We start from the raw sequence: 26,368 nt of genomic DNA, 5'->3' as shown, positions 1-26,368 counted from the left end.
CCGGGCTTTCAATTGAATTAACGTATGGAAACTAAATTTAACTAGTTCTTTCTGCGACGCGAAAATCCTAAGGCCACAAGGCCGAGTCCAAGCATCGCAATGCTGGCGGGTTCTGGTACATCAACAACACCACCTGCACCATCAGCGCCGAAAGCGCCGATTCCGTTCGACGCTAAATAGGTAGCTGCACCGCTTGAAGTGTCTATAGATAGCGTTTGACCTGCGAGAGTGAACCCGTACAGAGTTGAATCTGAAAAGTTTAAACCGTATACCGCAGAAAAACCAAAGCTACCCAAAGCCGTTCCCGCACCGGTACCCGCGTCTAGAGATACCAGTTGATCGCTGCCTGAACCGCCGGTGGCAGAGAGAAAAAGGTTGCCCGCATCGTCAAAAGCGATATCACCGGATGAGGTAAAACCGGTGAACCCCACCAGACTGGAACTGCCAGTGGTGATATCAATTGTATAAAGGTTCGAGCCGCCACTACCGTAGAGGGTTCCGGCACTATCAAATGTAAGGCCGTTCATACTTAGCGACCCGCCCACGAGTGTTGTGCTGGCTGTTGCAGTGTCGATCATATACAGGCTGTCACTACGAACACCATAAAGGGTATTGGTGATAGGGTTTAACGCGATATCCAGCATGGTGCCGGTGTTGCCGATAAGTGTTTTCGAATTAGTTGATACATCCAGCTCGTAGAGGCTCCCATCACTCGCACCAATATACAGCGCGTTAGCAGGGTTAGCCGCTGCGAGTAATACCAATACTACCGAACAAATTAATTGTTGCTTCATTTTAAAGCTCCTGAATTGTTTAAAGATACGTATTCACTTACATTCCTACCTAAGTATTTTTACAGCAGATTTAAACACGCTTCGCTGTCGCGCCAATTCGCATAGTTTGTGTGTTCTACACAGATTAATTGGCAGGGAAAAAGAAAAGCAAATCTCGAGCCATACGATCTACGCCGCTAATTTAATTAGATTAATTACATATTTTTTTATATTTTGTTTTAAAAAATCACATCGTAGTAAATTTATTCGACGCACTTTAATCCCTTGAGTATGTGTGGGAATGTATTTTTTTTTAAATAAAAAGTTTCGTAGAAATAAAAAATTAATGTGGAATATCGAAATCAACTCTCATGTTCGTGACAAGGCTATGACTATTCATAATTGATTACGGTTTTTTTTTAACGATAACTAGCCGTTGGCTGGATGCAGTATATTAAGGTTGGTGCGCGCATAGGTGGCATAGTTGTCTCAGAGGATGGCGTTGTTGTTAAGAGCGCGACATAGTAGTGCGAGGCTGCTGGAGATGTTTTCCTGGCTATAATCCGGTCGAAGCCTTTGCCGAAGGCTGTGCTTAAGTGCCTTTCTTGCGGATGGGTTAGGGTTGACGAGGGCGGGTAAGTTATCGATAAATTTTTTTATTAGTGTGTTCCGAGTGTGGGCAGCCAATGGCTGCGCACTGTACTCGCGTTTTTAGCAGCTGTAATAAGGGAAGGGATATGTGGCTAGCTACAGCTCTCTGGTGGTATCGGCTAGGAACCGTTGCTTTTTTGCTATCCGTCCAGCTTCCGTAGTATGTGGGAACCGCTCGATCCCATGCTTATATTTTGCTTCTCCATGCTTCTAATACCGGGGCAAATGTCATTTGTCGCTTCTTACTACACATCAACAGGTCTGACAAATATTGCTATATAATGAAATTACCAAAAATGGCGATGCCTGCGCGCGTTGCTTTCATTCGTAACTTTGGGGTTTCATTCAATGAGCGAAATCGCTTTATCAATACTGGTTTTATCTGTAGTAGCCATTATTGGCTTGTGGTTAGGTAGTTTTAAAATTAAGGGAGTAGGCCTGGGAATAGGTGGGGTTTTATTCGGAGGTTTATTCGTTGGGCATTTTATTGCTCAATATGACTGGCATTTGGAAAATCATGCACTTCATTTTATTAAAGAGTTTGGCCTTATCCTCTTTGTTTATACCATTGGAATTCAGGTAGGCCCTGGTTTCTTTGCTTCACTGAAAAGTAGCGGGTTGCGCCTGAATGCCCTGGCAGCAGGCATTGTTATCCTTGGGGGGTTATGTGCGGTCGCTATACATTTTCTTTTCGATCTCCCCCTAAACGTATTTTTGGGCATTTACTCTGGCGCCGTCACTAATACACCTTCGTTGGCGGCGGGCCAGCAGATTCTCTCCGAACTGGGTATGGGGGCAGGGGCGACGTCTACACTGGGGTTGGGCTATGCTATGGCATATCCCTTCGGTATTCTGGGCATTCTGCTCAGCATGTGGATTGTGCGCATTCTGTTTCGAATTAATGTTGATGATGAATGTGAGCAATTTGACCGCGCCAGCAGTGGACGCAAATCTACAATTGTTTATGCTAATGTACTTATCGAAAACAAGAATCTCACCGGCTTCCCTCTTTCCGAGCTGATTGATCTCATCGGCGAGGACATCGTCTGTTCACGTCTAAAGTCAGGGGGGGAGTTACGTGTTCCCATGTTAGACACTATCCTTAACGAAGGGGATATCATCCGCATCGTTGCGCCAAATAAAGCTGAGCTAAGTAAGGCAGTTACCATTATTGGCAAAGAAGTGTCTGATACGCTAACGACAAAGGGTACGGGTTTTCGCAGCGATCGTGTTGTCGTAACCAATGAGGAATTGTTGGGTAAGAAGTTATCTGAGCTGGATTTCAAGCATAAGTACAATGTCGTTATCTCACGGCAAAACCGTGCGGGCGTGGAGCTGGTAGCCAACAAAGACTCGGTTCTGCAATTTGGGGATATTCTCAATATTGTTGGTGATGCCACCGATATAGAAAAAGTCAGCAAGCTATTCGGGAATGTATTTAGCAAGCTGGATCACGTACAGATGCTGCCCATCTTTGTCGGCATCGGCTTGGGCGTAGTGCTAGGTTCGATTCCAATTCACATTTCAGGCCTTCCTGCGCCGTTGAAATTGGGCCTGGCTGGTGGGCCGCTTATTGTTGCTATTATTCTGGCGAGAATAGGTAGTATCGGTCGTGTTTATTGGTTTATGCCGCCGAGTGCTAACCTTGCTTTACGCGAAATTGGCATCGTGTTATTTCTGGCGGTGGTGGGCGTTAACTCCGGTGCGCACTTCGTCGAGACTCTGGTAAAGGGAGATGGGCTCAGTTGGATGGCTTACGGGGCGGTAATAACGCTTTTACCGCTGCTTGTCATTGGCCTGATCGCGCGCTGGTTTATGAAGGTGAACTACCTGACTATTTGCGGCCTTATGGCTGGGTCCATGACGGATCCCCCAGCGCTTGCGTTTGCTAACGCCATTCATTCTACCAGCGGCGCCTCGGCTCTGGCGTATGCGACAGTTTACCCGTTGGTAATGTGCCTAAGAATTTTATCCCCTCAGCTAATTGCGGTTCTACTTTGGGTCGCCGTGTAACCTCCCATCTCGCGAGCTTCCGCCCCGGCGGGCGGGGGCTCTCTTTTCCCACCTTTTTTCGATTGATCTCGTTTTGTGCTCGGTTTATATACTCCACCGTTATCGACCCGTTGGTAGGAACGCCTGCCTTAGCGCTAGTGCCATGAATAGGTAGCGTGGTTGTGCGCGAGAGAATGGTGGTTCACTGCAGGGGAGGTGTTTTACTGGTTGTAAACCGGTCGAAGCCTTTGCCGAAGGTTGCGGTTATTTTCCAATCTAGCCGTAGCAATATATCGTCAAAGCCGTGATGATTAAAAACGCCAAGGGCGAATACCACCTCGGCAGAAAGCGGATTAGGCGGTTCAATCGCCAGCTTTGGCTCCGCTTCTGCTAGGGGTTCTAGGGATATCGCCCCCTAGCGGGGTGTGCCGAGGGCGAGTAGCTGAGCGTTAGTTTACGGCCAGAAGAGCGGATAGCTTTCGTAGTGGCATCATTTTTAACGGCCCTTTGTTCGCAACAGAAATAACATAGAAACCGGCTACCACAGAGTAGTCTCCGTTTTTGGCTCTATCGGTTAGCCATATAATCCAGTCTTCCAACCCGTCGCCATTTATGTCGAGAACGGCATGAAGTTGAAGTCCGTAGTGCCACTCAGGTGTGTCGGCCACTACCGAATAGCGTCCAATATTCAGGTTCGAACCAAATATTTGCTTTTCGGTTTTGTGGTCTGCGTCGGTTCTTTGGAAGAGTGAGGAGGGAAAACTATCCAGCACAATGCGTTCGGCCATATGTGCACCGGCGGTATTTATACCGCTGGATTCAAAACGGTTTTTACTTGCGTGTTGAACGGCCTTTACGGTGTCGCAAATAACATAATCCTGTGCCGCTATCATGTTATTAACATCTTCGTCTATTTCGCTGCTTTGCTTCAGATCGAAGTAGCTTAAACAGGTGTTTGCCTGTTCGCCAGACGTAAATAAAATGGGGTTTCGTATTTTTGTAAAGGTAGCTTCAGGTGCTGCGCAGGCTTGCTTGGTGCTATTGAGAATGATCGACGCTTCCTGGTTTGTGTTCGTGGTAGTGCAGCCGGTGTTGAATAGGTTTAACAGTGCACTAGCTAGAATAATCTGTGCTTTCATTTTCCAATGTTCTCCAGCAGGCCAGCCTTTTTTACCCGGCTTATAGGGTAAGAATCTCCAAAGGTATTGAGTACTTTAAGTACTTGTTTCCAATCTGGTTCCGATACCACCTTCCATAATTTTTGTGTGGCACCATCGAGATTAACGTCATACGGGAAAGAAACAGAAGCGGCTACCGTTTGTGGCTCTGCTGGGGTTGTAATGGTTACAGTGTTTTTTTTTCTTACGTTAGCCGCCGGGATATACGCTTTCCTTTTGCCTCCACCTTCTGGATCGTTAAGGAATTTATAATCGATGTTGTCGGGCATTGGCGGCTCCTATTTGTTATTTTTATATGCACGACGTTGATAGTGATCTATCTCGAATTAATATTATTGCTTTTGGTAGTGTGCTTGCCGTGCTTTTATTCACTTTAACACATGCATTGTGCCTAATAAACTAGAGGGAACATCGTCGTAATCAGCTCCGCGTGGAGAAAAGCGGCGAAATTGTGGAGTAGGATGTTATTCCGCCTTGGATTGGGTTTAAAGGCTTTTTTTATGCCCAAATGGTCGGTGTACTATGCGTATAGCTAATGCAATATTGGCGTTCCCATAAGTGGAATGTATATGGCTAGGATTGGCAAGCGAGCCAGCAAACCTGAGAAAATAAATTTATTCGGTGATGCTTTGTATCGCCCGGCATTTGGGAAACGCCGTACATCCCCAAAACTGTTTGCCAATATTTGAACCGCGTTTGCTCGTACGTAAAATCATACCGCGTCCACATTTTGGGCACGTTCTTGCTGCCGTGGTACCGGAACGGATTTTTAAATTTTGAAGATGTTGGCGTTTGGTTTTTAGTGAAGGCTTAAGGCGACCGGACTGAATCCTGGTGACAGCGGCAGACATGTATTCTTCCGACAATGCCGGCTCTTGAAAGGATTTTATGTGGCTAATGTAGCCGCCGATACCGGTCACGTTTGCGGGTATCGAACTTTTAAAGGTGCTATCGCCAGTAAATACCACCACCGAATGTATCGTGCCCTCTGGAACATCCAGTGCTGCTTCAAGTGCCTTTACATATTTAAAGTTTTGTCTCAGCGGGTTTTGAAATTTAAAAGACTTCTTGAATATTTTCTGCCTCCACTACGCCTGCCTTTCGCCACCGAATATCCAACCCTTCATGTTTTTTGTTTCAACCACAACAATACCAAAGCGAGAGACGAAAATATGGTCGATCTGTGTGGTGCCGTCTGCGGTGGGCAAGGTCACATTGTGAATCGGGCTATACGTGTCAGCCGGCAGCCTAAGCTGTGCGGTGAGCTTGACAGGTGCCTCACCTAACAGGCGTTTGAACCAGGGCGATTTGATAATGCCGATTATAACGGCGGCGGGTATTCGCCACCATAAGGCGCTTAGGGCTGTATTGATGATAGGGCTGTAGTTCATAGATTGAGTTTCGCTGCGGGCTATTCCCCGTTAGTGTTTAGAGGATATCGCCAGGCACAAAATTGGACTCGGGTGTTTATCAAGTGACCTGTAGCGTGGTAGGGCCGATATGCGAAGCGCCGTCTGGCGCAAGCCATAATCAGCCGCACCTATAGCCCCACGCCCCAGTTAGAGAATGTTGTTATTTTGAAGGGTAATCCCACAGTGCATTGGCAATTTTCCAGGAACCTCCGGCTTTGACAAGATGAAGGTAGTCCACAAATTCATCAGAGAGTAGCACCACACTGGCAATGGTGTCTGTTTGCGCGAGAATCGTAATTTCTTTACGCCCCCGGTCGGGATGTGGAATTCGACCTCTCCCATCGCCCGTCTCTTTTACCATCCATTCTTTCGACACACTTATAAGTTGTTCGTCGGGCGTAATTCTGCGTTTGGCAAGATGCATCGATAAAGCGCTTTCCATCCGCCCTGCATCGCTGGAATACCACCCTTCAACATAATTCAGAACAGCCTCGGTAATGCCCTTTTGGTCGTCGATATGATTTTCGTTTTCGTGGTTAAGCACGTGGTCGTTGATCTTCTCCGGTCCCATCACTACAACACAACTGCACAAAAGCGCGATACCGATGGTGGTCACGAGCCCTCTCAATAGCTGCTTCATTGCTCCTCCTTTCGTCAATATTCTGTGTTGATGGGCACTGCCCCGAATAAGTTGCCGGAGCCCGGCATCGAATCAATTCCGGTATCGGGCCAAATCGCCGACCAGGTTAAAAGCATTTACTCCCAGCGACAGGCGCAAGCCCATTGACGATAATACAACCCGCTACCATAAGCGAGTAACACAGCCCCTGGTCTGTCGAACAGGCTTCTGACCCATCCAAACAGGGTGATGGCACACCCGTGGCAATTGAGTTGGCTCTTCGCTCACCTATTCGTACCCGGCTGCATAGCAGGCCCATTCGCAATATGACAGCCAATGCCCTGGGAAGCGCAGCCCGGGTTTGTAAAGCTGGTTGGATTAAGCGGAGTAGATCCTGTTTCTCGTTCTGGGCGGAAGGCGAGGGTCTTGGAGTGTTGATGTAGTGGTCTAATAAACCCGGAGACCAATTTAGGTGGTAAAATTGCCACCGTAACAGAGGTGTCAAATGACCAAAAAACACAGAACTTTTACTCCAGAATTTAAAGCTGAGGCTGCCGACCTAATGCTTGAACATGACTATAGCTATGCTGAAGCATGCGGCAGTCTCGACATTGGTGAAACGGGGATAGCACTGGATTGCGCACTTTGCTTTATCGCGGAGCACGCGCTAAGCCCAAAAAAGATGACAAACAATAGTGATTTCATAATGGCAATCACTTTTTTGGTGTAGTGGGGCTCGCCTTTGCTTGATCTAGAAATTAGAAACCACCTAAAGGGCTTTTTTTAGTGACTTCGTATTCTGCGCGGCTATTAAACTAATTGTAGCTTTGTCGGTAGGAGCGGCTCTATGCTTTTTTGGAAGAGAGCTTATTGAAGCGTTGGATGAAGACTAATCTGTAGGTGATCACACCCATTTTATGCAGCTTTGTGATAGATGATTAATATTTCGATGTTAAGTTTGTTAAAATTCATGCACCACGGCGCCAGGGGGCTTGCAGGTGCGTCCTGATACAAAGATCCCGTTAAAACCGGGAATATTGATTACTTTTCACTAGATTTGACTCTCGTTGAACTAGCAAACAAAAAATAAATTGCATCAACAATATATAGGATCTTTCGGTGTAATGAATAGCGTGCACAAAGCTCGTATGATTTCTTCGGGAATGATCTCTGCCGTAGGTGGAGACACAGAAATGAATGTGGCTGCTGTCAATTGTGGGGTTAACGCCTACTGCGAAACCATATACATTAATAAAAATTAAATCCTATGAACGCCGCATGGGTCCCAGAGGGATCGTTACCGCCCTTGAATAGCGATATTTAAGCGCTTCCCAACTTGTCTGAGCGATACAGGCGAATGATTCAATTAGCGCATGTTTCCCTAATTCAATGCCTGCAACATTATTCGCAAGATAAGCTTTTTCCCCTATTTATGGCTTGCCCCGAGTCCTTGCCCGAAGTTAAATCTGAGAATTTTCAGAATATAATCCATCACATAAAAACCTAAAGTGATGCGCCATTGGATATTGGCAATAGTCGGATTTTCGCGACTGGACGAGCTGGATGTCTTCATGCTTTGGAAGTGGCGTGCCGTTATTTTGAGTCAACAGGCGCTCCTTTTTCCATAGTTGGAGGCGTGGATACGAGTATGTTTGCACTTCAGAATATCGCTAGCTTTGACAGAGATAGACGTATCAGTTCTGCCTATGTTTCGGACGCTTATGCACCAGGTGAAGCGTCCGCCTTTGTTTTATTGGTCAATGAAAAATTCGAAGCGGAATGTGGTGTTAACGAAGGGTTAAAATTATATGCGCCTGGTTTCGGGGAATAGCCCGGAAGCATGTACACCGATCAAGTGTACCGGGGAGATGGCTTGGATGCGGCTTTTAAGCAAGCTATTCTGCATAGTCCGGGTTTGCCGATTAGCACTATCTATTCTAGTATGAATGGCGGAAAGTTTTGGGCAAAAGAATATGGCGTTGCCTGTACTCGCAATCATGGTGCATTAGATAGTGATCTAAGCTACGAACATCCGGCAGATTTTTTTGGCGATATCGGTGCGGCATATGGCCCCCTGGCATTAGGTTTAATTGCAGGTCGAAGTGTCGGCAACACATTACTGTACTGCTCGTCAGATTCGAGATGCCCTGCCGCTGTTTATGTTGTCAATGATAAGATACAGAAGAGCTGATTTAGCGTCAGTTTTTTTGTATTGTCGTTCGATTAAGAGAGATTCTATGGAACTTGGATAAATGGTTAAAGTGGCTTTGGCCGCGCCACACACTGACGATGATTGCCCGTTTTGTAAGACGGAGGAATCCGTCTATATGAAAAACTTTCTGGCTGCCGATTACGACGAAGCTGCGTCAGCGGGCAACAGTTCCGATAATCATTCAGGGACACTTGCGAAAAACTTATCTGGATTCACCACATATACTCGGCCAATTACCCCTGACGAATCAAAGAAAACAAAGCCTCGGGCTGAAGAGTTGGATGTGAACAAACCCGTTGAAAAGGGTGAGAAGGCGCCCTTCGACACCATGTCTTTTGCGCGTGCCGAGGCTAGAACCTGGCATAAAGAAGTGTTTGAGGCCGGTACCATTCCGGTACTGTACGGCGCTCACCATTTAATACCGGGTAACGATAGTTTGGGGGCCAGTATACTTTATGAAAACAAAAAATTAGGCCCTGTCGATGATGGAGATGACAAAGACAATATTGGCTATAACGTGAATAGTGCAAACAATGGAGCATGGCTCGTCAGTAATTATGCAGTTAAAGGTTGGGGTGGTATGGATGAGGAATTCAAAAAATCTTACGCATTTTTAGCTATGTATGACAGCGGAAGACAGTTTCATGATTCGCATAGAAAGCCTTATTCGACAACTGTTAAAAAAGTATTAGATGACTTAGATAAGCTGATGGGGAAAATGAAAGATGGATGCCCCTTTTGCGGTGAAGGGGAAAGCCCTAGCGCGCCGGTTTATCATTTAAATGCTCGCTTGAATGCGATATCACGCTGGTTGTTAAGGCACTTAACTAGTGATGTTAAAAAATGGGAAAAGGATATCGTTACTTCTTCGTGGTGTACAGAGTACAAGAAGTTCTTAGCTAACGACCCAAAGACGGTAAATCGCATGCGGAATGAACATCCCGCAGAATAACAAAAATAGTTTATTTGATGGCTATTATTTTGAGAAATGATGACACACTTTTTTTTTGATGGAAAGACCAGGTGGCCACATATCAACTATGTGACGCCTCAATGAGAAAGCAGAATAATGGTCTTTCTTGGGGGGATTTTATTGACGGTGCGAAATTGCGTACCGAGCAAGTGGAAGAGCCTATTCTGGTTGACTTGCGGTACCCAGAAGATGTGATGCCAGAATTGTTTGAATCGCCGCTTTTAATTAGTGATGAATTGTTGCTGATTTTTCAATTTTGGTATTGACAATATCGATGCCTATGGATGTCACTTGATCGATGGAACGTCGGGCAAGGTATGGACGAATTACAAGCTGTGTAACATTATCGGTTTGTTAGACGTTTTTGATATGCAGGCGTCTAATCTGAATGAAAACTCCCCTCCGGAAGTGGCCTTATTGTTTGACGATATTGTGATAAACGAAAGTAAAGCGGCAGGTCATCATCTGTTTCGACCTTATCGGGAAATGTCTTCCATCGTGGTATCACAGGAGTTGAAAGAGTATATAGAAGGGCTAGATAAATATAATAATATGTAGTTTGTTCATCCGAGTGAATACGCTTAAATACGTGTGTCACAGCCGCCTTGTTTTACGACACCTTTTTGAATGTTATAGGCAATGGTTTTTTGGATGCACCTTCTGGAAGTTCCTGTGCTTTCTCCACGAGATTTCAAGTGGATAGTAATGTCTTTAATGGCGGAATTTAATTTATCCCTGTCAGTTTTTCGATAGACCTTTTCAACATCAAATACTGTGGTGAGGCGGGAGAGTATACCCGTTACGATAACTTCTCCGCTACCGTAGGAGCTGCAGCCCAAAACGGTTAAAACGCTAATAAGCAGGCTAATTCAGGCGAGCGCTTTGGCTGAGCTGAACTTATCAATTTTCTTCCCGCTGCTATTTGATTATTGTTGGCGCGGGCAGGCTACAGATCGAGCGCAAGGGAAAATGTATAAACGAGGTGTAACGCAATTTAGGTTTTGAGATTGTTGCAGAGGGGGCCGCGCGAGGTTAGCGAGCAGTGCTTCCGTATGGCATGCTGCGGGAATGACAGGGCAGGCCATTGATGGAAGCTATAAGCCACTGTTCTTGTGGCTTGACTCGGAGGCTATAGCTAGGCGACTAGAGATGAATTTTGCGCAGCTTGCCGTTAAAGGCTTTGTTGTTTGCGTTAAAGTGCATATCAAACAGAGATATACTCGATGCATCCGAGGCGACACTGTTAAATGTGTAGACGATTGGTGTTGAGACACCGGCAACAAAGGTATGTATAAAGTATCTTCCACTGCTTTTACCGCCAATGGAGACGTTGTTTGCGAGGGTTTCTCTCCCGTAGTTATCTAAAATTCGGGCGTTAGTGCCGCCACTTTTTGCGTAAACATAGATATCTAGATCATTATTTTCATCATCGTTGCGTGCATACACGGTACATACGACGGAAGTCCCATTTTTTTCGCATGAGTCTAGGCTCAGGGTTAGTATATTGGTCGATATACTCATAATGCCATGCTTCGGTTTTTCGGCGTTTTCAGATGTTGCTTTTATTACGCTACCAGAGCTCGCAGATTTTACTTTTTTCGCTTTTTTATCCATCAGCTGGGAAACGGTACCGACTTTGGGGATGTTGGTGGCCGCAACAGCGAATATTTTTGCCGTTGTTACGGAGATCATTCGCGCATTCACTTTTACTGTATTCCCCAGATTAGTAACAGACCCCGTAACGATCGCATCGACCCCCAGAATCTTTCCGACTTGGCTCATGGCGTCGGCGTCGAGCAAACCAGATGTGCCTAGGCCTTGCTCATTTAATACTTTCAGCAGTTGGCGGCGCTCGACCACTTCAAACTGATCTGTTTTCAGCATGTATAGCTGCGTAATTAATTCTTCGGCTAGAAATTGCCCGAACGCGGATACTTCGTCATTAAGGTTGCTGAATTCAATAACGGCAATCTTGCGTTTATTGTTGCCTTTCATGTTGACTGAAATCTGTTTCGCCAGATCTTTTACGCCCTCATCGAGGTTGCCAGCGGCATTCGCTTGGCTGAGCGTTAAAAGTAAGATTCCAGCGAATAAGCAGTGGCATAGTCCTATAAGTTTTTGCTTTATCATTATTTTATCCCTGCTGTTTGTGTGGTTTAGTTCACTTCCGTTACTTTTATTTCCAGCCGCTGCTGCTGAAAATCCAACGTTAGGACTGTGGCTTTAAATTTTCCTTTAGCGCCATCAAACACCAGGCTTTGACCAGCGTTGAATATCGGTTTGTGCACGGCTTGGCGTCCATCTGGGGCAGCCACTAGCTTGGCGAATTGTTTTCCCTGCAGCTCTTGGAATTCTGCACTGAAATATGTTAGTGCGATTTCATCTCGTACGCTTTTCCCTGTGTTCAGAGTAAGGTTGGTTTTTATTGGGGTTGTGGGAGAGGGCGAATTAAAATTTTCTGTGGGTGTGACGCGTGGGTTTTGTGTTTCTATTGCTGATTGGTCACCTGAAGAAGAGAAGAGTTGAACCAAAGCCACTAAACTGGGTGGGAATGCCAACACAATTCCAATGATTGCGAGAACAGCCGGGCGCTTCCAGATTGGTAGGTGCTCACTCACTCGAAGTTCCCTCTTATCCCTGTATTACACAGCGAAATGTTGCACAAAATAGAGTCTATCCGTATTTCGTCATCACGATCAACCATCTTTAGTGGAAAAGATAAATGGGTGCCATTGGGGCAGTACATCTAGGCTAAATAAGTAATTACACGCCAAGTTGGTGGAAATCCCCTTGCTATATTGTTTAGATCTAATGGGGGCAGAGCCATTAATTTTCCTCTCTTTTATATTCGTGGGATTCATCAAGGCGCAGCCTTGGATTGTTGCCGCGCCTTTCTACTTATGTCCGTTAGCGATTCGCGTTCGAAACTTTACCTTGATCGTTTTTATGAAACCAATGGTAAAGGACTGGTAGCACGAGTAACGTTAACAAGGTAGAAGAAATAATCCCTCCAATAACAACGGTAGCCAACGGACGTTGAACTTCTGCGCCAGTTCCCGTGTTTAAAGCCATTGGCATAAAACCAAGGCTGGCTACTAGTGCGGTCATAAGTACCGGTCGCAAGCGGACCAGGGCTCCTTCAGTAACTGCTAGTATTAAATCGCCTTTTTCATGCCATAGGTCGCGAATAAACGCTAACATGACTAAGCCGTTTAAAACTGCAACGCCCGATAAGGCGATAAAACCAATGCCCGCTGAAATGGACATGGGCATGTCGCGTAAAGCCAATGCTAAAACACCGCCTGTTAGAGCCAACGGCACACCACTGAAGGTAATCAACGCATCTTTTAGGGAGCCAAAAGCCATAACTAACAAACCAATTATGAGCAGTAAGGTTAACGGTACGACTAATGACAATCGTTTGCTCGCGGATTCCAGTTGCTCAAAGGTACCGCCATAATCAAGCCAATAGCCGGCAGGAATATCTATTTGTACAGCTATTTGTTTTTTAACATCTTCTACAAACCCACCGAGGTCTCGACCGCGTACGTTGGCGGTAACAACAATACGGCGTTTACCGTTTTCACGACTAATTTGTGCCGGGGCAGGAGAAAGATCCAAAGTAGCAATTTCTGATAGAGGAACATAGTCACCGTTGGGCAGTGGTACTGGTAAAAATGCTAAACGTTCGATGTCACGCCGCTCTGTTTCCGGTAGGCGAACTACCAGCTGAAAACGTCGGTCACCTTCATACAATATTCCCGCACTCTCGCCAGCAATCGCCGTAGCCACCCAATTTTGTAACTCAGATACATTAAGGCCATAACGACCCAGGGCCGTGCGCTTGGGGATGATCGACAAGGTGGGCAGCCCGGTGACTTGCTCTACTCGAGCATCGGCAGCACCGTCGATATTGTTGAGGGTTTTTAAAATATCGTTGGCCGTTAGGATCAGTTGGTCCAAATCATCGCCGAACACCTTGATACCCAAATCAGCGCGAACTCCAGAGATTAGTTCATTGAATCGCATTTGAATGGGTTGGGTGAATTCGTAATTGTTACCAGGTAATTCTTCGAGTGATTTTGCCATTTGTTCAACCAACTCTTGCTTGGTCAGTGAGGGATCTGGCCACAGCGCACGCGGCTTTAAAATTACGAAATTATCTGCGACGTTGGGTGGCATAGGGTCAGTAGCCACTTCTGCGGTACCGATGCGAGCGAACACTTTATCGACTTGAGGAAAGGTTTTGATACGCAGCTCTAACAATTCCTGCATTTCCACGGCCTGCTCTAATCCGGTTCCAGGAATTCGCATAGCGTGCAGCGCAATATCGCCTTCGTTGAGTTGCGGTACAAATTCGGAACCCAAAGTTGTCGCCAGCCAAAGCGAAAACGCTACAAGAGCACTCGCACTGGCCACGACGACCCAACGAAATTTTAATGCGAGCAACAACATGGGTTCGTACGCTGACTTGGCTCCGCGAATCACCACTCCTTCTTTTGCGCTGATTTTTCCTTTTAAAAATACAGCTACAGCGGCAGGCACCACGGTTAATGACAACACCATGGCTGAGATTAACGCCATTACAACTGTGGCAGCCATAGGATGGAACATTTTTCCTTCAACGCCGGTGAGTAAAAAAATGGGAATATACACGACGGTAATAATTGCAACGCCGAAGAGGCTGGGACGAATTACTTCGGAGGTGGATTCGTAAACGACATTTAAGCGCTCGCGTAAGTCCAATTGTCCCTCATGCTGTGCGTGAGATAAGCGACGAATGGCGTTGTCGACGATAATTACCGCACCGTCGACGATCAATCCAAAATCTAAAGCCCCCAAGCTCATCAAATTAGCCGACACACCGGTTTTGACCATGCCTGTAATCGTCATCAGCATGGTCAGTGGAATCACGGCTGCGGTAATCAACGCAGCACGGAGATTACCTAGCAATAAAAACAACACAACCACTACGAGTAATGCACCTTCCAAGAGGTTCTTGCTTACCGTGGCAATGGCCTTGTCGACTAACGCAGTACGATCATATACAGGCATCGCAATGACGCCTTCCGGCAGAGAGCTCTGAATTACCTCAAGGCGCTGCGCCACATCGCGTGCAACCGTTCGGGAGTTCTCGCCGATCAACATCATGGCAGTTCCGAGCACGGTCTCGACGCCGTCTTGCGTTGCTGCGCCTGAGCGCAATTCTTTGCCTATGCCGATGCTCGCAACATCTGCAATTTTAACGGGTATCGTATTGTTTTCCGCTACAATCACATTGGCGATCTCTTCTATCGTTGCCAGCTGGCCGGGGGAGCGCACCAACAACTGCTGACCGTTGCGTTCGATATAACCGGCGCCACGATTGTTATTATTGGCTTCCAATGCTCGGACGATATCTGCCATCCCCACGTCAAAATGTAAGAGCTTTTGAATGTCTGGGGTAATGTGGTATTGCTTGTTGTAGCCGCCAATACTGTTGACTTCCACAACCCCTTTTACTTGTGCCAATTGGGGCTTGATAATCCAGTCTTGAATTTCACGTAAGGCCGTGGCGTCGTAGTGCTGACCATTGCTTTGCACCGCTCCAGGCTGAGCCTGTACGGTGTACATAAATATTTCACCCAGCCCTGTAGAGATAGGACCCATCTCTGGCTCCATACCTGGCGGTAGACCACTTTTAATTGCGCCTAGTTTTGTGTTAATTAAGTTTCGCGCGAAGTAGATGTCGGATCCTTCATCGAAGACAACCGTTACTTGCGAAAGACCATAACGAGATACGGATCGGGTATAGGCCAGATTGGGTAATCCCGCCAATGCTGTCTCTACTGGATAGGTAATGCGCTGCTCTGTCTCCAGCGGCGAATAACCTGGAGCCGCCGTATTAATTTGCACCTGAACGTTGGTAATATCGGGTACGGCGTCAATAGGCAATTTTTGGTAACTCCAGATACCAATACCCACGATTAAAAAAATACTGCACAAGAATAATAAACGCCGCTCAATGGCAAGGCGTAAAATTGAATCAATCATTTCACCCCCCCTTAGTGTTCGTGTTCAGCTTCTGATTTTTCGATATCTGCTTTTATGAGATAGCTATTTTTCGTCACATACTCTGTGTTTGCTTGAACACCCGAAAGCACTTCTGAGAAGTTATCATCGCTTTGCCCAAGAACAAGTGCAGTAAATCGATAGTCGTCATGCTCTTTGACAAATATGCCGGTGCGGCCGCCCATGGTTTGTAGAGCCGATTTTTTTACAGCAATCGATGTTTCGAATTCGCTTATGACGATTTTCCCTTCAACCATAAGGCCCGGAAACCAATTATTTTCCTTGTTACTGATTTTGGCGCGGGCGATAAGGTAAGGCGAAGTATCTTCGGAGGGCAGTAAATGGGAAATGTGCGTATCAAAATGCTTCTCTCCCGCCGTAATATGAACGGGCTGTCCAATGTTGAGCGATTGCTGTTGTATCGGGAAGATGCGCAATTCAACCCATAACGATTCAAAGCTTGAAATCGAAAACAATACTTGTGCTTGTGTCATTTCTCCTGCGTTAGCATGGCGCTGAATAATTGTGCCGCTGATCGGTGCGCGAACTTCGTAGCGCTTTAAGCTTTCATTGGATTCAATAATGGCAAGAAGGTCACCCGTACTCACTTGATCACCCATATTGACGGCCACTGACCGGACAACACCAGGAAACCGCGCACGAACGTGGCTGGTGTGCTCTGGTGCGGTCGCTAACCGCCCATAACTTGTGAATGTTTGGTGGAGCGTTTGCGGGCCTGTTTGCGCTACCTCAATTCCCACTTGGAGGGCCATGGCGTCATCAATTTCAGTAGCGCCTTCTTCACTATGTCTGCGCTCATCTCCATCCTCATGATTTGAGTTTTCTACGCGGTCAAGCCCCTTTTGGTGGGCATGATCTTCAACGAGTTTGTGGTCCTGTGAATCACTGCTTTGAACTGTAACGGTGAGGCTTGAATAAAAAACAATACAAAATACAATTAATGATTTTTTCACTATTTAATCCTGTCTTTTCAGCGTTTTCTATCAACACTGAAATAAAAATTGGCTTATTGAGTTATGCGTGCTTAGGAATGGAGTGGCTCGGCAATTAACTGTTCGATAATTGCCTGATTGATCGATGCTGCCGCCGCATTCTCAATGAATGATCGTTTCGCATCGAGCAACTCTTTTTGTGCAGCTATCCAGTCTTGATAGCTGTAACGCCCTGTTTCATAGGCGCGCTGCGTTGAGGCTAAGACGGCATTTAAATCCGGTAGAATAGTCGTGCGAAATACCTTTACTGCCGCGATATGCTGTTGCCGCTGAGAATAGGCTTCAAACAACAATACATGCAGTTTTAGGAGAGCTGTTTGACGCTCGTACACCACCTCACTTTCAGCGGCCAAGGCGGATTTCAGTGCGCCTCTGCTACGTTTGCCAGTAGATAGCGGGATCGATACACCCGCCGTGAATGCGGTGTCACCGCTATCTTCAAATCGACGTACGCCGAGCTGCCAGCTGAGATTCGATATGGATTGTGTTCTCGCGAGCGAGACCTCGGCCTTCTTCAAGCGTGCTTTACTGGCAAGTTGGTTTATTGCCGGTGATTTTTGGGCTCGATCATAGAGCGTGGCAAAATCTGATGACTGTCCAAAGGCATCGATCTTTCCATTTAGTGTGGTCCAGTTGGGCGAAGTCTCTCCCCAATAGGCGGCGATCTTGATCCGTAATCGTTGGTATTGTTGCTCCAGCGCATTTACCTGAAGCTGCGCCTGAGAGAAAGCTGATTTCGCTCGCTTGACTTCAGCCTCTGGCGCGGCGCCTTGCTTAGATCGGTTTTTAACGATCGCTAGGGTATTTTGCGCCAGATCACGTGTATCTTTGGCAAGCGCTGATAACGCTTGAACCTCAAGTGCCCGTATAAAGCAGCTTGTGAGCTCACCCAAAACATCCAACGTAAAGGCTTGACGATGATCGTTGAACGCTTGAATTTGTGCGTCTGTGACTGATACTCGAGCAAGACGCTTCCCCCCGAATTCGATGACGGAAGACAAAGCAAGTGTTGTTTCTGCAGATTGAGTGCCTGCCAAATTGCCGCTACCGCCAAAATTGTCAACCTCGAGGCCGACATTTAAGGCTGGTCTTAGCTCGCTGAGCTTTCGGCGACCTAGCAAACCCTCCTTTTTAATATTGAATTGATGAAGTTGTGGGTTTCGTGCCAAGGTCTTCGTAATGGCTTGCTGAAGAGATAACGATTGATCGCTATTTTGGGCAAATGCCTTCGTCGATACGACAGAGAATAAAATTAGCCCTACGCCTGCGTATAAACGCAGGCGTGAGCCCGAGTGTTGGTTGAAAAACATATTTGAGTCCTGCTAAATGAATCGATATGCCGAAATAATTCGACTATTTCTAAAGGCGAGGACTAAACAATTGGAGGGCGGTAAAGAGACGGAGGAGCTTGGGATGAGTATTCATCCCTTTGGGTGAACGTTACCGATTGGTTATTCGTGGGCGAAATATGGCAAAACGACACCGGTAATACTGTGCTGGCCATACTGTGGCAGTGGCAACAGTGGTGGCAATCGAGAGTATCACCTTGTTGTTCGGCTGCACCCTTGGCTTCAGCCGAGGATTGGTCATGTACATGCTCAGCAATTATTTCGTGCTGGTTACTGGGTTGGTGAAATTGATGTGGGTCAGCGACCGCTGCAATTAATTGCAGCGGTATCAGGGCGAGCAGTACCAGTCTTAGACACACGTCGAACAATTAAAAGGCCATTTCGTTTGTAGCAAGTAGTTCATATTAGTCTACAGAGGACGCAAATTAGTTCAAGTATTGATGCAGAAATTCCACCCAGTGCTGCACGCTCAGCTTATAGGTTGTGATGTGTTTCAGGGGGGGGATTTGAACCCCATTGATTGTGCTGAAGCATGGCCAGTGAATAGTCACGCGCTCTTTGGCATCTGATTTTCGATGGCCCAACACTAGTTTTGGGGCGATATTTGTTTTTGGGTTGTTGAATTGCAAACTCTGGTCATTATCGGATCCAAATCATAGCCAAAATATTCGGCTACAACCGTGGATAGGCTTTCCCTGCTAATGTTAGGAATTACTTCCATACCATTGTCTCTGTATATCTCTAGTTGGGTATTACGAATAAACAGGAAGCTTTCTCCAACAACCATTGAGAAGCGTAGCTGGTTGCTAAATGGGTAGGTAATATTGTTGAAAAATCGCATGGCAATGGCTTGACGTATATCGTTTTCTGATTTTTCTGCAATGTCGATTTCCATTTGCAGTTTTTCTACGCCACACTTGCGATGATAAATTTTGATTACGCCATTTAGTATCTCACTCCTAAAACGCATACCGTAGCACTCATATTCCGTGCGGCCTGTGGTGGAATATAGATAAATCGATGGCCAGCCATTGCCAATATCAGCAAAGTAGCGATGGTTATCTATCTCAAGCCGGATCAAACGGTGGATGTTTCGTCCACCAATGCGGGCGGAATGCAGGTGTGCATCTAGGCCCGCTGCTTTTGCTGTTGTTAGGTAACTCAGCGTTTTATCTGAGCAGGTACCACCGTATGCGGTTATGGTGGGCTGTAGATTGTTGAGTAAATAGAGATTATGAAATGGCTCTTGCCTAAATTTTTTGAGTAGTATTTGTTGGGCAAGTTGTACCGTCATCTGTGGGTTTCTCCACGTTTAGCAATGGCTGTATCAAAGGTTGGGTAGCTAAAAAAATAGGGATTATTCGCATGATTAGAAAACATTTTTTGCCAAATTTTCTTAAGCTCGGATAATTCTGAATTTCCGCTTCGCGTTAGGTGGTTCACTATCATTTTACGAATGCCACTGCCGACATCAAAAGACGTCTTTTTACGGAAAGCGATTTCGGCGGGCAATAGGTGACCAAACGCCTCTCTTAGAGCCACTTTGTTTTGGCCGTATTGATAAAAATGATGGTGTTCTAGGTTGTCAGAAATTTGCTTTACCGCTCGGTCTAAGAAAGGGCAGCGAGCTTCAATGCTGTGAGCCATGCAGCACTTATCTAGGCGGCGAAGCTCGGTAAAGCACATATCGCTTATTAGTTTAGTGCGAATTAACTGCCACTCTTGCTTGGTGAGATTTTCGTGATAGCCTGCAAAAAGCTCATCCGCACCGTCACCTGTCAGTACTACCTTTAGGCCTTGCTGGTGTGCTTTCTTGGCTAGTAAATAGGTTGCAAGCCCGTTGCTAATTATCGATGGATTGTAACTTTCAGTAGCGAAGACTACTTTGCCAATCAGCTCGGGGAGTTTTTTTTCTTTTGGCAGTGGGATGTAGTGAACATTGGTTAACTCCAGGTGCTTTACAATCGTGTTAACCTTAGCAATATCAGAACTATCTGCGTTGCCAAGTGCGAAATAGGTGATGTCTCGGCGATGTTGGTTCGCTAGTGCCGCAATTATAGAGCTATCTAAGCCGCCGCTAAGAAAGATACCAAACTGCTGTTTTGGTAAACGTTTAATAACGGCTTGTTTCATCGCTTCAGTCAAGCTGGGTGTGGTGGCGCGTGGAAAGCGTTTTGAAATTTGAGTTAGCTTACCCGAAGTTAAATCTATCTGGCTAATGCCAAGCGGCACTTGCTTAAACCATTCGATGCTTTGAATTGCTTTTAGTTCGCTTACCACGAATAAGTTACCATCGCCTTGGCCAAAAAACAGTGGCTTTTTCCCCATGTGATCACGCAGCAGATATAGCCTATTGCTACTCTGTAGGTAAAGCACGCCTGAATAGAAACCATCTAGTTCAGAAAGTACTTGCTCGCCCACTTTTGCAAATAAGGGTACAACGATGTGGGTATCACACTTATTCTTTGGCACTAAACAGTATTTTTGTGCTAAGGCATCTGCATTATAAACTTCGCCATTGATCACTCCAACGACATCGCCTAATTGATATGGCTGGCGGCCGGATATGCTTTCATCGTTAATTGCTAGGCGTGCGAAACCAATAGCCAATTGACCACTTATCCAACAATGCTGGTCGTCTGGTCCACGATGGGATAGTCGAGCTAAGGTGGATGGTAAAATTTTCTCTGCAGTTGCACCGTAGAGTACTGCTATTCCACACATGATTCTTTTTCTTGGTTGGTTCGAAGCTCCGTGCGTAGTTGCATTAGTAGTTCGCCGAGACGGTTTAAACCTGTACCGTTTTCTGCGTCCCCCCAGTAGTTGTCGTTGGGGGTATGTTCGGCAATGTGACATTGTTGGGTGGATAATAATAAGGCTTTGAGCTCAGGGTGCTGGGTAAATTTCGCTGTAATTGCTTGCCACATTACGTCATCTTTTATGTTTCGCCAGTTGAGCTCGCAGTGTTGTTCTTCAAGCCGCTTGGCGCTTTGCTTGGCTAGTATTGGGCTCGCCGCACAGCGAACCTGCTCTTGTAGGGCTAGATCGTTAAATTTTTGCGCTTGGTAGAAGTGTTCGGCCGTGGTCCATATTTTGCCATTTAGATATACTGCATGGGGTGAAAAGTTTGAGAACTCTCCCCACGTTTGGTCGGAATGATAAAAGTGGATTACTTTAGTGCTGCCTGTCGCGTAACCGAGAGGCACGCAGTGGCCTAGTTTGTCATTCTTGCTTTGCAAATATTTCGCATTTTCGGGTCGTACTTTCGGGTGCGTATTAACAACTTCTACCTTAATACCTGCTAGCTCCAAGGCGCACCGTTTACGCGGATTATTTGAGATCAAGCGTACTTCCTTTATCGTCATTTTCTTTAATACTTCGATAGCTGGAGTGTAATCACGAATGTCCTGCTCTAAGCCCATTGCTTGAAATGATTCGGCGGTATCCAGTGCTTCGGTTTGCATTTTAAAGATTGCTTGAATCTTGTTCGACAAGCCTTGCCCTCGGCCTTCTTGATGCAGGTGAAATATAATGCCGCCACCTTCGTGTGCAATGACTTTCATTGACTCGCGCAATTGGTCTGCGCAGTCACAGTCTTGCGCGTCAAATACTTCGGAGGCCAAGCACGATGAGTGCAGGCGGAGTATCGGCTTACTACCTAGCTTATTAATGTCGCCAAACGTTACCACTCGTAGTAATTCGTTACTGGCGTCGTACATTCTAAATGTGCCGTGTGGCGTTGGTAGTTCACAGTAGTTTTGAAATGGCATTTTTATTCAGTTGTTTCCAATTTTTTTGCGTGCAAAGGCAAAGCGGTTGCTCTGCTGCACGATTTGAGAAAGGAATTCGCTTACATGGTGCTCGTTCATTTTTTTAACCTTTGCTTCTAGCTGGGTTATCGTGGCTGAAGTGAAAGATCGGGTCAGGTATGAACTTAGCTCGGTCAGCTCAGGATAATTAGCTAATGCTTGTGTTAGACCTTTAATTCTGTAGACGCTATATTGTAATCGAACCAAGCGACTGTTACGTGAGGCTTTGGTTGCCTGCCAAACGTCGGTTATTTCAGATGGGGTAAATTCTAGGCTGTGATCTGGTTTAGAATGTAAAAATTTTTGGAGTCCGGCGTACAGTGCCGAGCCCATGAGTTCATCCTGCACCTTACTTAGATCCAGCGTTTTCTCGCGTTGTGTGCTGCCTATGTGCTGTACAGGGAACGGCGCACTTTTAATGCTCAATCCATGATGATGTTTGTTTATAATTGCCCAGACCATGTCTGATCGGCGTATTTCTCGCCCAGCTATTTTTGGAATTAGATTGGGTGTATGTGTTAGCGCAATGGGATTCAGTACAAGGGTGTTACCGCCACGGTTTACGGTATCTTCCGCTGCCGCCAGTGGTTCTGCTGGGCATGTTGGGATGATACTGCGGGTCAGTGGGTACCCGGTGACCAGTAACGGAGCATAAGCAAACAAGCGGGCGCGGGCTTCCGCGACGGTTTCGCCTTGGTACGCGGGTATAAGCCAAAATGGTGCTTCGATATGTGCGGTATGCTTGCGTGATAAGTCGTAGTAATAATCGGGGTATTTGTCTCGAAGCGCTTTGTTTTCTTTGCTGCGGTCCGGCAGTGCGATATTACTTGGTAGGTTATCTAGCCAGCGTAAGTTATGTAAAAGGTCTAATAGTTGACCGCGTAGGCCATTTAGCGGAGGGTTGGGCGAGGAGTTTTCGTATTGCCCAATCAACACATCAACACCTTTTTGTTTAAAGCTTGGCAACCATGGGAGGTACTGTTTGGCTCGAGCATCTAAGCGCATATCATCATCGAGAATCCAAGCAATACTATTTGAGCTTGCCAGGCATGCTAAGCCAACGTATTTTTGTAGCATGCTTCTAGCTTGTGCGATGCCCACTTGGCCGTGGGGGCGGCTTACTAAGTCGGGGCCAAAAACACCGCTTTCAGCATCTAAGATTTGTTCTGCTTCACTAATGATTTGCACTATTCCCAATGCTCGCTTGCTCTGCGCATTCACTGCATGGATAGTACTGGCCGAGCAACCGTTGCAGAGTACGATGGTACTTACCCTGGATAAAAAACGACATTGTGCAAGGTCGGCAATGCTATTGAGTAATGGTAATAGCTTGTAGGCATCAGCAGTAATCACTCCGACAATTAGTTCAAACTTCGTTGATAATTCTGAAGGTCTTTCTAGTGGTAGTCTGGCTTGTTGCACCTGTTTTAGATTGCAGTCAATGCCGACTAATAGATGGCGAAATACTGAGTAGCCTTTCATCTCCGGTAGGTCAATAGTGCTAAGCGATTGATGCATTAAGTCCTTGAGTCGCGGATGATCGGCATGGTGAATAGTTAAATACGCGCGCCGCGCCATGTGTTCAAAACCCAATTCATTCCATGGCCGAATATCCGAGCCATAGTCAATCAGTTTTACTTCGTTTTGAGTGTTAATCAGGTTTTTTGGGTGAATGTCATTGCACACAATTCCCGACTTGCTACAACTATGCAGTAAGTTAATCACTTGCTCGCGGTTACCACCTTGGTATGGAGTGCTAGCCTCATAAGCATAAGTTAACACGAGGGTGTTGCCGTCGGGGATAACGTCTAAGACATATAAGCCCGGTAGCCCATGCCATTGCGTGCTGTAGTGTTGTAAAAACTTGATCTGCTCAACTGGTGTACGGGTTTTCCAGTAGTCGATGCATTTAAAAACGCGCTCTTGATCGGCCATTACTACGGCTTCTGAGCCGATGCCAAGAAGTTGTAGACTGCCAACATTGAGAAGTTTTTTGATGCGTGCATGTGCAGCGTCGATACGGCATTTTTGTATTGCTTGACAGAGAGCTGGTTTCAGCTTGAAGAGCTGAGGATTAAGGTTGGTGTCGCGCAATTGGCGAGCACCCAATTCCATCAGTATTTCTAAAACGTCATTTTGGTTCGTACGTGATGAGATGTCTTTTATTTGCCAGTTATTTATTATCCAAGCACTGTAGCCAATATTTTTATTGGCTACATGTACCGTAGCCGTTTTGATGTATACTTGTCTGTCACAAAGGTTGTAATAGTTAATTCCTAATTGGCTTAAGAAATTAAGAAATATACTAAGCTCGTGCAAATCCACGCTCTGGTTTGCAGTCAATACGAGATTAAAGGCGACAAGCTGTTGTTTGCCTGCATGGTGAATATTTTCAATGGCCTTACTAACCTCATTCATAGAGATGCTAGCAAGTTCAATACCTAGGATTAGTGCGATTAGATCTGTTTGCTTTGATGCGGATTGGGTCGGTGCCTTTGGTTGCCAGTTAAACAGGCGTTGCGCACGTTCAAGGAAGGCCTCACGCTGTGCATCATTCATCCGCGCATTGTATTTCTGCCAAAATACGGCCAAACCATTTTTTTTTGCTGGTGAATTTGGTTTGCTGAGTCGTTGGCGCTCGTTATCTGCATAGTGGTTTAGCAACGGTTTATTAATGCTGCAGTAACGAATACTGCCTGATTCACAGAGGCGTATGCACAAATCACGATCAGTGCAACTTTGAAGTCTCTCATCGAAACCACCTGCCATCAGCATGGTAGCCATTGATAAGAATAAGTTAGAGCTTTGAATACCCGGGTTTCCGCGCAAGAATAGGTCTTCATTAAGTGACTTCGGGGGTAAGCACTCGATAGGCGCTCGAACATCGCTTTCGAATCGATAGAACCCTGTTGCTACTATATTGGAATGGTTGGTGGTTGATACCGCTAGGCACTCTTCTAAGTAGCTGGGGTGCCATTCATCGTCATCATCCAGGAACGCTATAAAAAGCGAATCAAAGCATTTTATTTGCAGTGAGAAAAGGTGGTCTATTGCCGTATTCCAGGCGCCGCTGGCACCAGGCGTTCGCTGATTTATTAAATAATGTACTTGAAAGGCAGTTGGTGGAAGGGATTCGAGGGTTAGTCTATTTTCTCGTTGCACATGCTTTGGAGAGTCATCTACTACAATAAGGTGATTCGGTAATCTGGACTGATTAGAAACTGATTTTAGGGCTCGTTGTTTTAGTAGGCCAGGTCTGTTTTTGGTCGCAATAATAACTGCTACATCTGGGGAGCTCAAGCTGTAAACCAATTTCTTTGAATAATTAGAAGAAACACTTCAATCAGATATGTCCAAATGCTTAAAAACGTATATGGCTTACTTTATAAGCCTTTTCTTTCTATCGCAAGTCAAACCGGTGGAGTTGATAGTTCAATTTGATATTGAGTTTTGCTGCTTATGCTAGCTAGTGCAGCTCTACTAGGCACTTTTTTCTTGTCCGAGTTCAGCTAGTTTCTCATCAACGTAAGAGAGGTTGGAGGTATATCTCCAACAGCTTGGCGATCATGTACGGACTTGCGCTGGTTTGATCAAAGATTCTGCTGGAATACCCAAACCTTCATGCAGCTTCCAGATCATCTTAAAGGTTAGTGAACGTTTGTGATTCAAAATTTCATAAACGCAGTTACTCCTACCGATCATCGGTTCCGAATCTTTTACTATTAAGTCTTTGCGTTTCATTTCGAATTTGATTGCCTCAACAGGGTCTGGCAGTCCCATTGGTAAATACTTCCCTTCATGGGCTGACCATTAAGTCCAGCTTTTCACCTTCTGGCGGTTCCGGTGAGGCCGTCATTAGGCTTTCAACTTCTGTCAATGCGGCTAGGTAGTCGGCATCAGTTTTAATCGGTTTGATGTCCATAGTCGTTCCTACTGCTTCTACAATAGGGGGCAATTAAATAGTTTGTGCATCAATCTTGTTATGCTGAGCATGGGTGCCGATAAAACGGGCGTATACAATTCCGTAGGTTTAATTGATCAAGGCTACAAGTCGATACTTATTCCCAGCGGTATTGAAAACTACTCGATTATCTTTAAGGATACTGGCGTTATTGAAGTCCTGCTTAACATCGGCGGGTGAGCCCCAATAAACATGGAATACATGACGGCGTCAAGCGAGTGTCGGCTCTTTTACATCCAGGTATTCGGGGTTGTTTTCCGAAAACACTTTCGGTGTTGATAAGGCGATTATTCTCACGAGATCAATGCTAGTCCCGTTATGGGACTTGATCAACTAAAATATACCGGAGAATCGAAATGAAATGAGATCAATCAC

At 45.9% G+C, this 26,368-nt stretch carries 24 protein-coding genes and 1 pseudogene; 7 read left to right on the top strand and 18 right to left on the bottom strand.

The features are described 5' to 3' along the window. Nucleotides 1–41: 41 nt before the first annotated feature. The gene (locus H5715_RS11670) at nt 42–794 is read right to left on the bottom strand and encodes a PEP-CTERM sorting domain-containing protein (protein ID WP_075187712.1); all 753 of its coding nucleotides are present in this window, start codon (nt 792–794) and stop codon (nt 42–44) included. A 978-nt stretch (nt 795–1,772) separates the two neighbouring features. On the opposite strand from H5715_RS11670, the gene H5715_RS11665 reads away from it, so the two are divergent. Then, nucleotides 1,773–3,437: a putative transporter gene (locus H5715_RS11665; protein ID WP_075187711.1), complete on the top strand. Its 1,665-nt coding sequence runs from the start codon at nt 1,773–1,775 to the stop codon at nt 3,435–3,437. A 428-nt stretch (nt 3,438–3,865) separates the two neighbouring features. On the opposite strand, the gene H5715_RS11660 is transcribed toward H5715_RS11665, so the two are convergent. The 5 genes and pseudogenes from H5715_RS11660 to H5715_RS11645 form a co-directional block, all read right to left on the bottom strand. After that, the gene (locus tag H5715_RS11660; RefSeq protein WP_075187710.1) at nt 3,866–4,555 is read right to left on the bottom strand and encodes a hypothetical protein; all 690 of its coding nucleotides are present in this window, start codon (nt 4,553–4,555) and stop codon (nt 3,866–3,868) included. After that, complete coding sequence (locus H5715_RS11655) at nt 4,552–4,863, bottom strand: lysozyme family protein (RefSeq protein WP_075187709.1); 312 nt, start codon at nt 4,861–4,863, stop codon at nt 4,552–4,554. The genes H5715_RS11660 and H5715_RS11655 overlap by 4 nt, the downstream gene beginning before the upstream one ends. A gap of 345 nt (nt 4,864–5,208) precedes the next feature. Then, the gene (locus tag H5715_RS20050; RefSeq protein ID WP_281388212.1) at nt 5,209–5,445 is read right to left on the bottom strand and encodes a topoisomerase DNA-binding C4 zinc finger domain-containing protein; all 237 of its coding nucleotides are present in this window, start codon (nt 5,443–5,445) and stop codon (nt 5,209–5,211) included. Nucleotides 5,446–5,562: 117 nt separating this feature from the next. Then, nucleotides 5,563–5,985: pseudogene (locus tag H5715_RS20045) on the bottom strand (nuclease-related domain-containing protein); the annotation flags it as partial. Between the two features lie 181 nt (nt 5,986–6,166). Then, on the bottom strand, nt 6,167–6,646 hold the full coding sequence (locus tag H5715_RS11645; RefSeq protein WP_075187708.1) for a nuclear transport factor 2 family protein: 480 nt from the start codon (nt 6,644–6,646) through the stop codon (nt 6,167–6,169). A gap of 484 nt (nt 6,647–7,130) precedes the next feature. Between H5715_RS11645 and H5715_RS11640 the strand changes: the two genes are divergently transcribed. The 6 genes from H5715_RS11640 to H5715_RS11615 all read left to right on the top strand — a co-directional run bounded on the left by H5715_RS11640 (nt 7,131) and on the right by H5715_RS11615 (nt 10,368). Further along, nucleotides 7,131–7,355 (top strand): transposase, encoded by a 225-nt coding sequence (locus tag H5715_RS11640; RefSeq protein ID WP_075187707.1) that lies wholly within the window; start codon nt 7,131–7,133, stop codon nt 7,353–7,355. Nucleotides 7,356–8,273: 918 nt separating this feature from the next. Continuing rightward, the gene (locus H5715_RS11635; protein ID WP_075187706.1) at nt 8,274–8,456 is read left to right on the top strand and encodes a hypothetical protein; all 183 of its coding nucleotides are present in this window, start codon (nt 8,274–8,276) and stop codon (nt 8,454–8,456) included. Nucleotides 8,457–8,465: 9 nt separating this feature from the next. Further along, nucleotides 8,466–8,816, top strand: coding sequence for a hypothetical protein (locus tag H5715_RS11630; RefSeq protein ID WP_075187705.1), 351 nt, complete (start codon nt 8,466–8,468; stop codon nt 8,814–8,816). Between the two features lie 136 nt (nt 8,817–8,952). Continuing rightward, nucleotides 8,953–9,789: an AHH domain-containing protein gene (locus H5715_RS11625; protein WP_175574335.1), complete on the top strand. Its 837-nt coding sequence runs from the start codon at nt 8,953–8,955 to the stop codon at nt 9,787–9,789. 101 nt (nt 9,790–9,890) lie between these two features. Beyond that, nucleotides 9,891–10,076, top strand: a complete 186-nt coding sequence (locus tag H5715_RS11620; RefSeq protein WP_139309921.1) for a hypothetical protein — start codon at nt 9,891–9,893, stop codon at nt 10,074–10,076. A gap of 25 nt (nt 10,077–10,101) precedes the next feature. Further along, nucleotides 10,102–10,368: an imm11 family protein gene (locus H5715_RS11615; protein ID WP_075187702.1), complete on the top strand. Its 267-nt coding sequence runs from the start codon at nt 10,102–10,104 to the stop codon at nt 10,366–10,368. Nucleotides 10,369–10,953: 585 nt separating this feature from the next. Here H5715_RS11615 and H5715_RS11610 read toward each other — a convergent pair. The 12 genes from H5715_RS11610 to H5715_RS20260 form a co-directional block, all read right to left on the bottom strand. Further along, nucleotides 10,954–11,940 (bottom strand): FlgO family outer membrane protein, encoded by a 987-nt coding sequence (locus tag H5715_RS11610; protein ID WP_075187700.1) that lies wholly within the window; start codon nt 11,938–11,940, stop codon nt 10,954–10,956. Nucleotides 11,941–11,966: 26 nt separating this feature from the next. Then, nucleotides 11,967–12,428 carry a hypothetical protein gene (locus H5715_RS11605; protein WP_075187699.1) on the bottom strand — a complete coding sequence of 154 codons (462 nt, stop codon included), beginning with the start codon at nt 12,426–12,428 and terminating at the stop codon, nt 11,967–11,969. Between the two features lie 289 nt (nt 12,429–12,717). Beyond that, on the bottom strand, nt 12,718–15,843 hold the full coding sequence (locus tag H5715_RS11600) for an efflux RND transporter permease subunit (protein ID WP_075187698.1): 3,126 nt from the start codon (nt 15,841–15,843) through the stop codon (nt 12,718–12,720). 11 nt (nt 15,844–15,854) lie between these two features. After that, nucleotides 15,855–16,835, bottom strand: a complete 981-nt coding sequence (locus tag H5715_RS11595; protein ID WP_139309920.1) for an efflux RND transporter periplasmic adaptor subunit — start codon at nt 16,833–16,835, stop codon at nt 15,855–15,857. Between the two features lie 71 nt (nt 16,836–16,906). After that, nucleotides 16,907–18,184 (bottom strand): TolC family protein, encoded by a 1,278-nt coding sequence (locus H5715_RS11590; protein WP_075187696.1) that lies wholly within the window; start codon nt 18,182–18,184, stop codon nt 16,907–16,909. Nucleotides 18,185–18,246: 62 nt separating this feature from the next. After that, nucleotides 18,247–18,582 (bottom strand): hypothetical protein, encoded by a 336-nt coding sequence (locus tag H5715_RS11585; RefSeq protein ID WP_175574334.1) that lies wholly within the window; start codon nt 18,580–18,582, stop codon nt 18,247–18,249. A 227-nt stretch (nt 18,583–18,809) separates the two neighbouring features. After that, nucleotides 18,810–19,517: an arylamine N-acetyltransferase family protein gene (locus H5715_RS11580; protein WP_075187695.1), complete on the bottom strand. Its 708-nt coding sequence runs from the start codon at nt 19,515–19,517 to the stop codon at nt 18,810–18,812. Further along, nucleotides 19,514–20,947: an asparagine synthetase B family protein gene (locus H5715_RS11575; RefSeq protein WP_075187694.1), complete on the bottom strand. Its 1,434-nt coding sequence runs from the start codon at nt 20,945–20,947 to the stop codon at nt 19,514–19,516. The genes H5715_RS11580 and H5715_RS11575 overlap by 4 nt, the downstream gene beginning before the upstream one ends. Beyond that, the gene (gene ybiA, locus H5715_RS11570) at nt 20,935–21,993 is read right to left on the bottom strand and encodes a riboflavin biosynthesis intermediates N-glycosidase (protein WP_075187693.1); all 1,059 of its coding nucleotides are present in this window, start codon (nt 21,991–21,993) and stop codon (nt 20,935–20,937) included. The genes H5715_RS11575 and ybiA overlap by 13 nt, the downstream gene beginning before the upstream one ends. Before the next feature lie 6 nt (nt 21,994–21,999). Next, nucleotides 22,000–25,332: a glycosyltransferase family 2 protein gene (locus H5715_RS11565; RefSeq protein ID WP_075187692.1), complete on the bottom strand. Its 3,333-nt coding sequence runs from the start codon at nt 25,330–25,332 to the stop codon at nt 22,000–22,002. A gap of 496 nt (nt 25,333–25,828) precedes the next feature. Next, entirely contained in the window at nt 25,829–25,954 is a 126-nt protein-coding gene (locus H5715_RS20585) for a hypothetical protein (protein ID WP_425506994.1), read from the bottom strand. 108 nt (nt 25,955–26,062) lie between these two features. After that, nucleotides 26,063–26,134 (bottom strand): type II toxin-antitoxin system HigB family toxin, encoded by a 72-nt coding sequence (locus H5715_RS20260; RefSeq protein WP_246434778.1) that lies wholly within the window; start codon nt 26,132–26,134, stop codon nt 26,063–26,065. Nucleotides 26,135–26,368: the final 234 nt, after the last annotated feature.

The organism is Teredinibacter haidensis (assembly GCF_014211975.1).
Taxonomy (GTDB): domain Bacteria; phylum Pseudomonadota; class Gammaproteobacteria; order Pseudomonadales; family Cellvibrionaceae; genus Teredinibacter; species Teredinibacter haidensis.
This window is presented reverse-complemented; position numbering and strand designations above follow the sequence as displayed.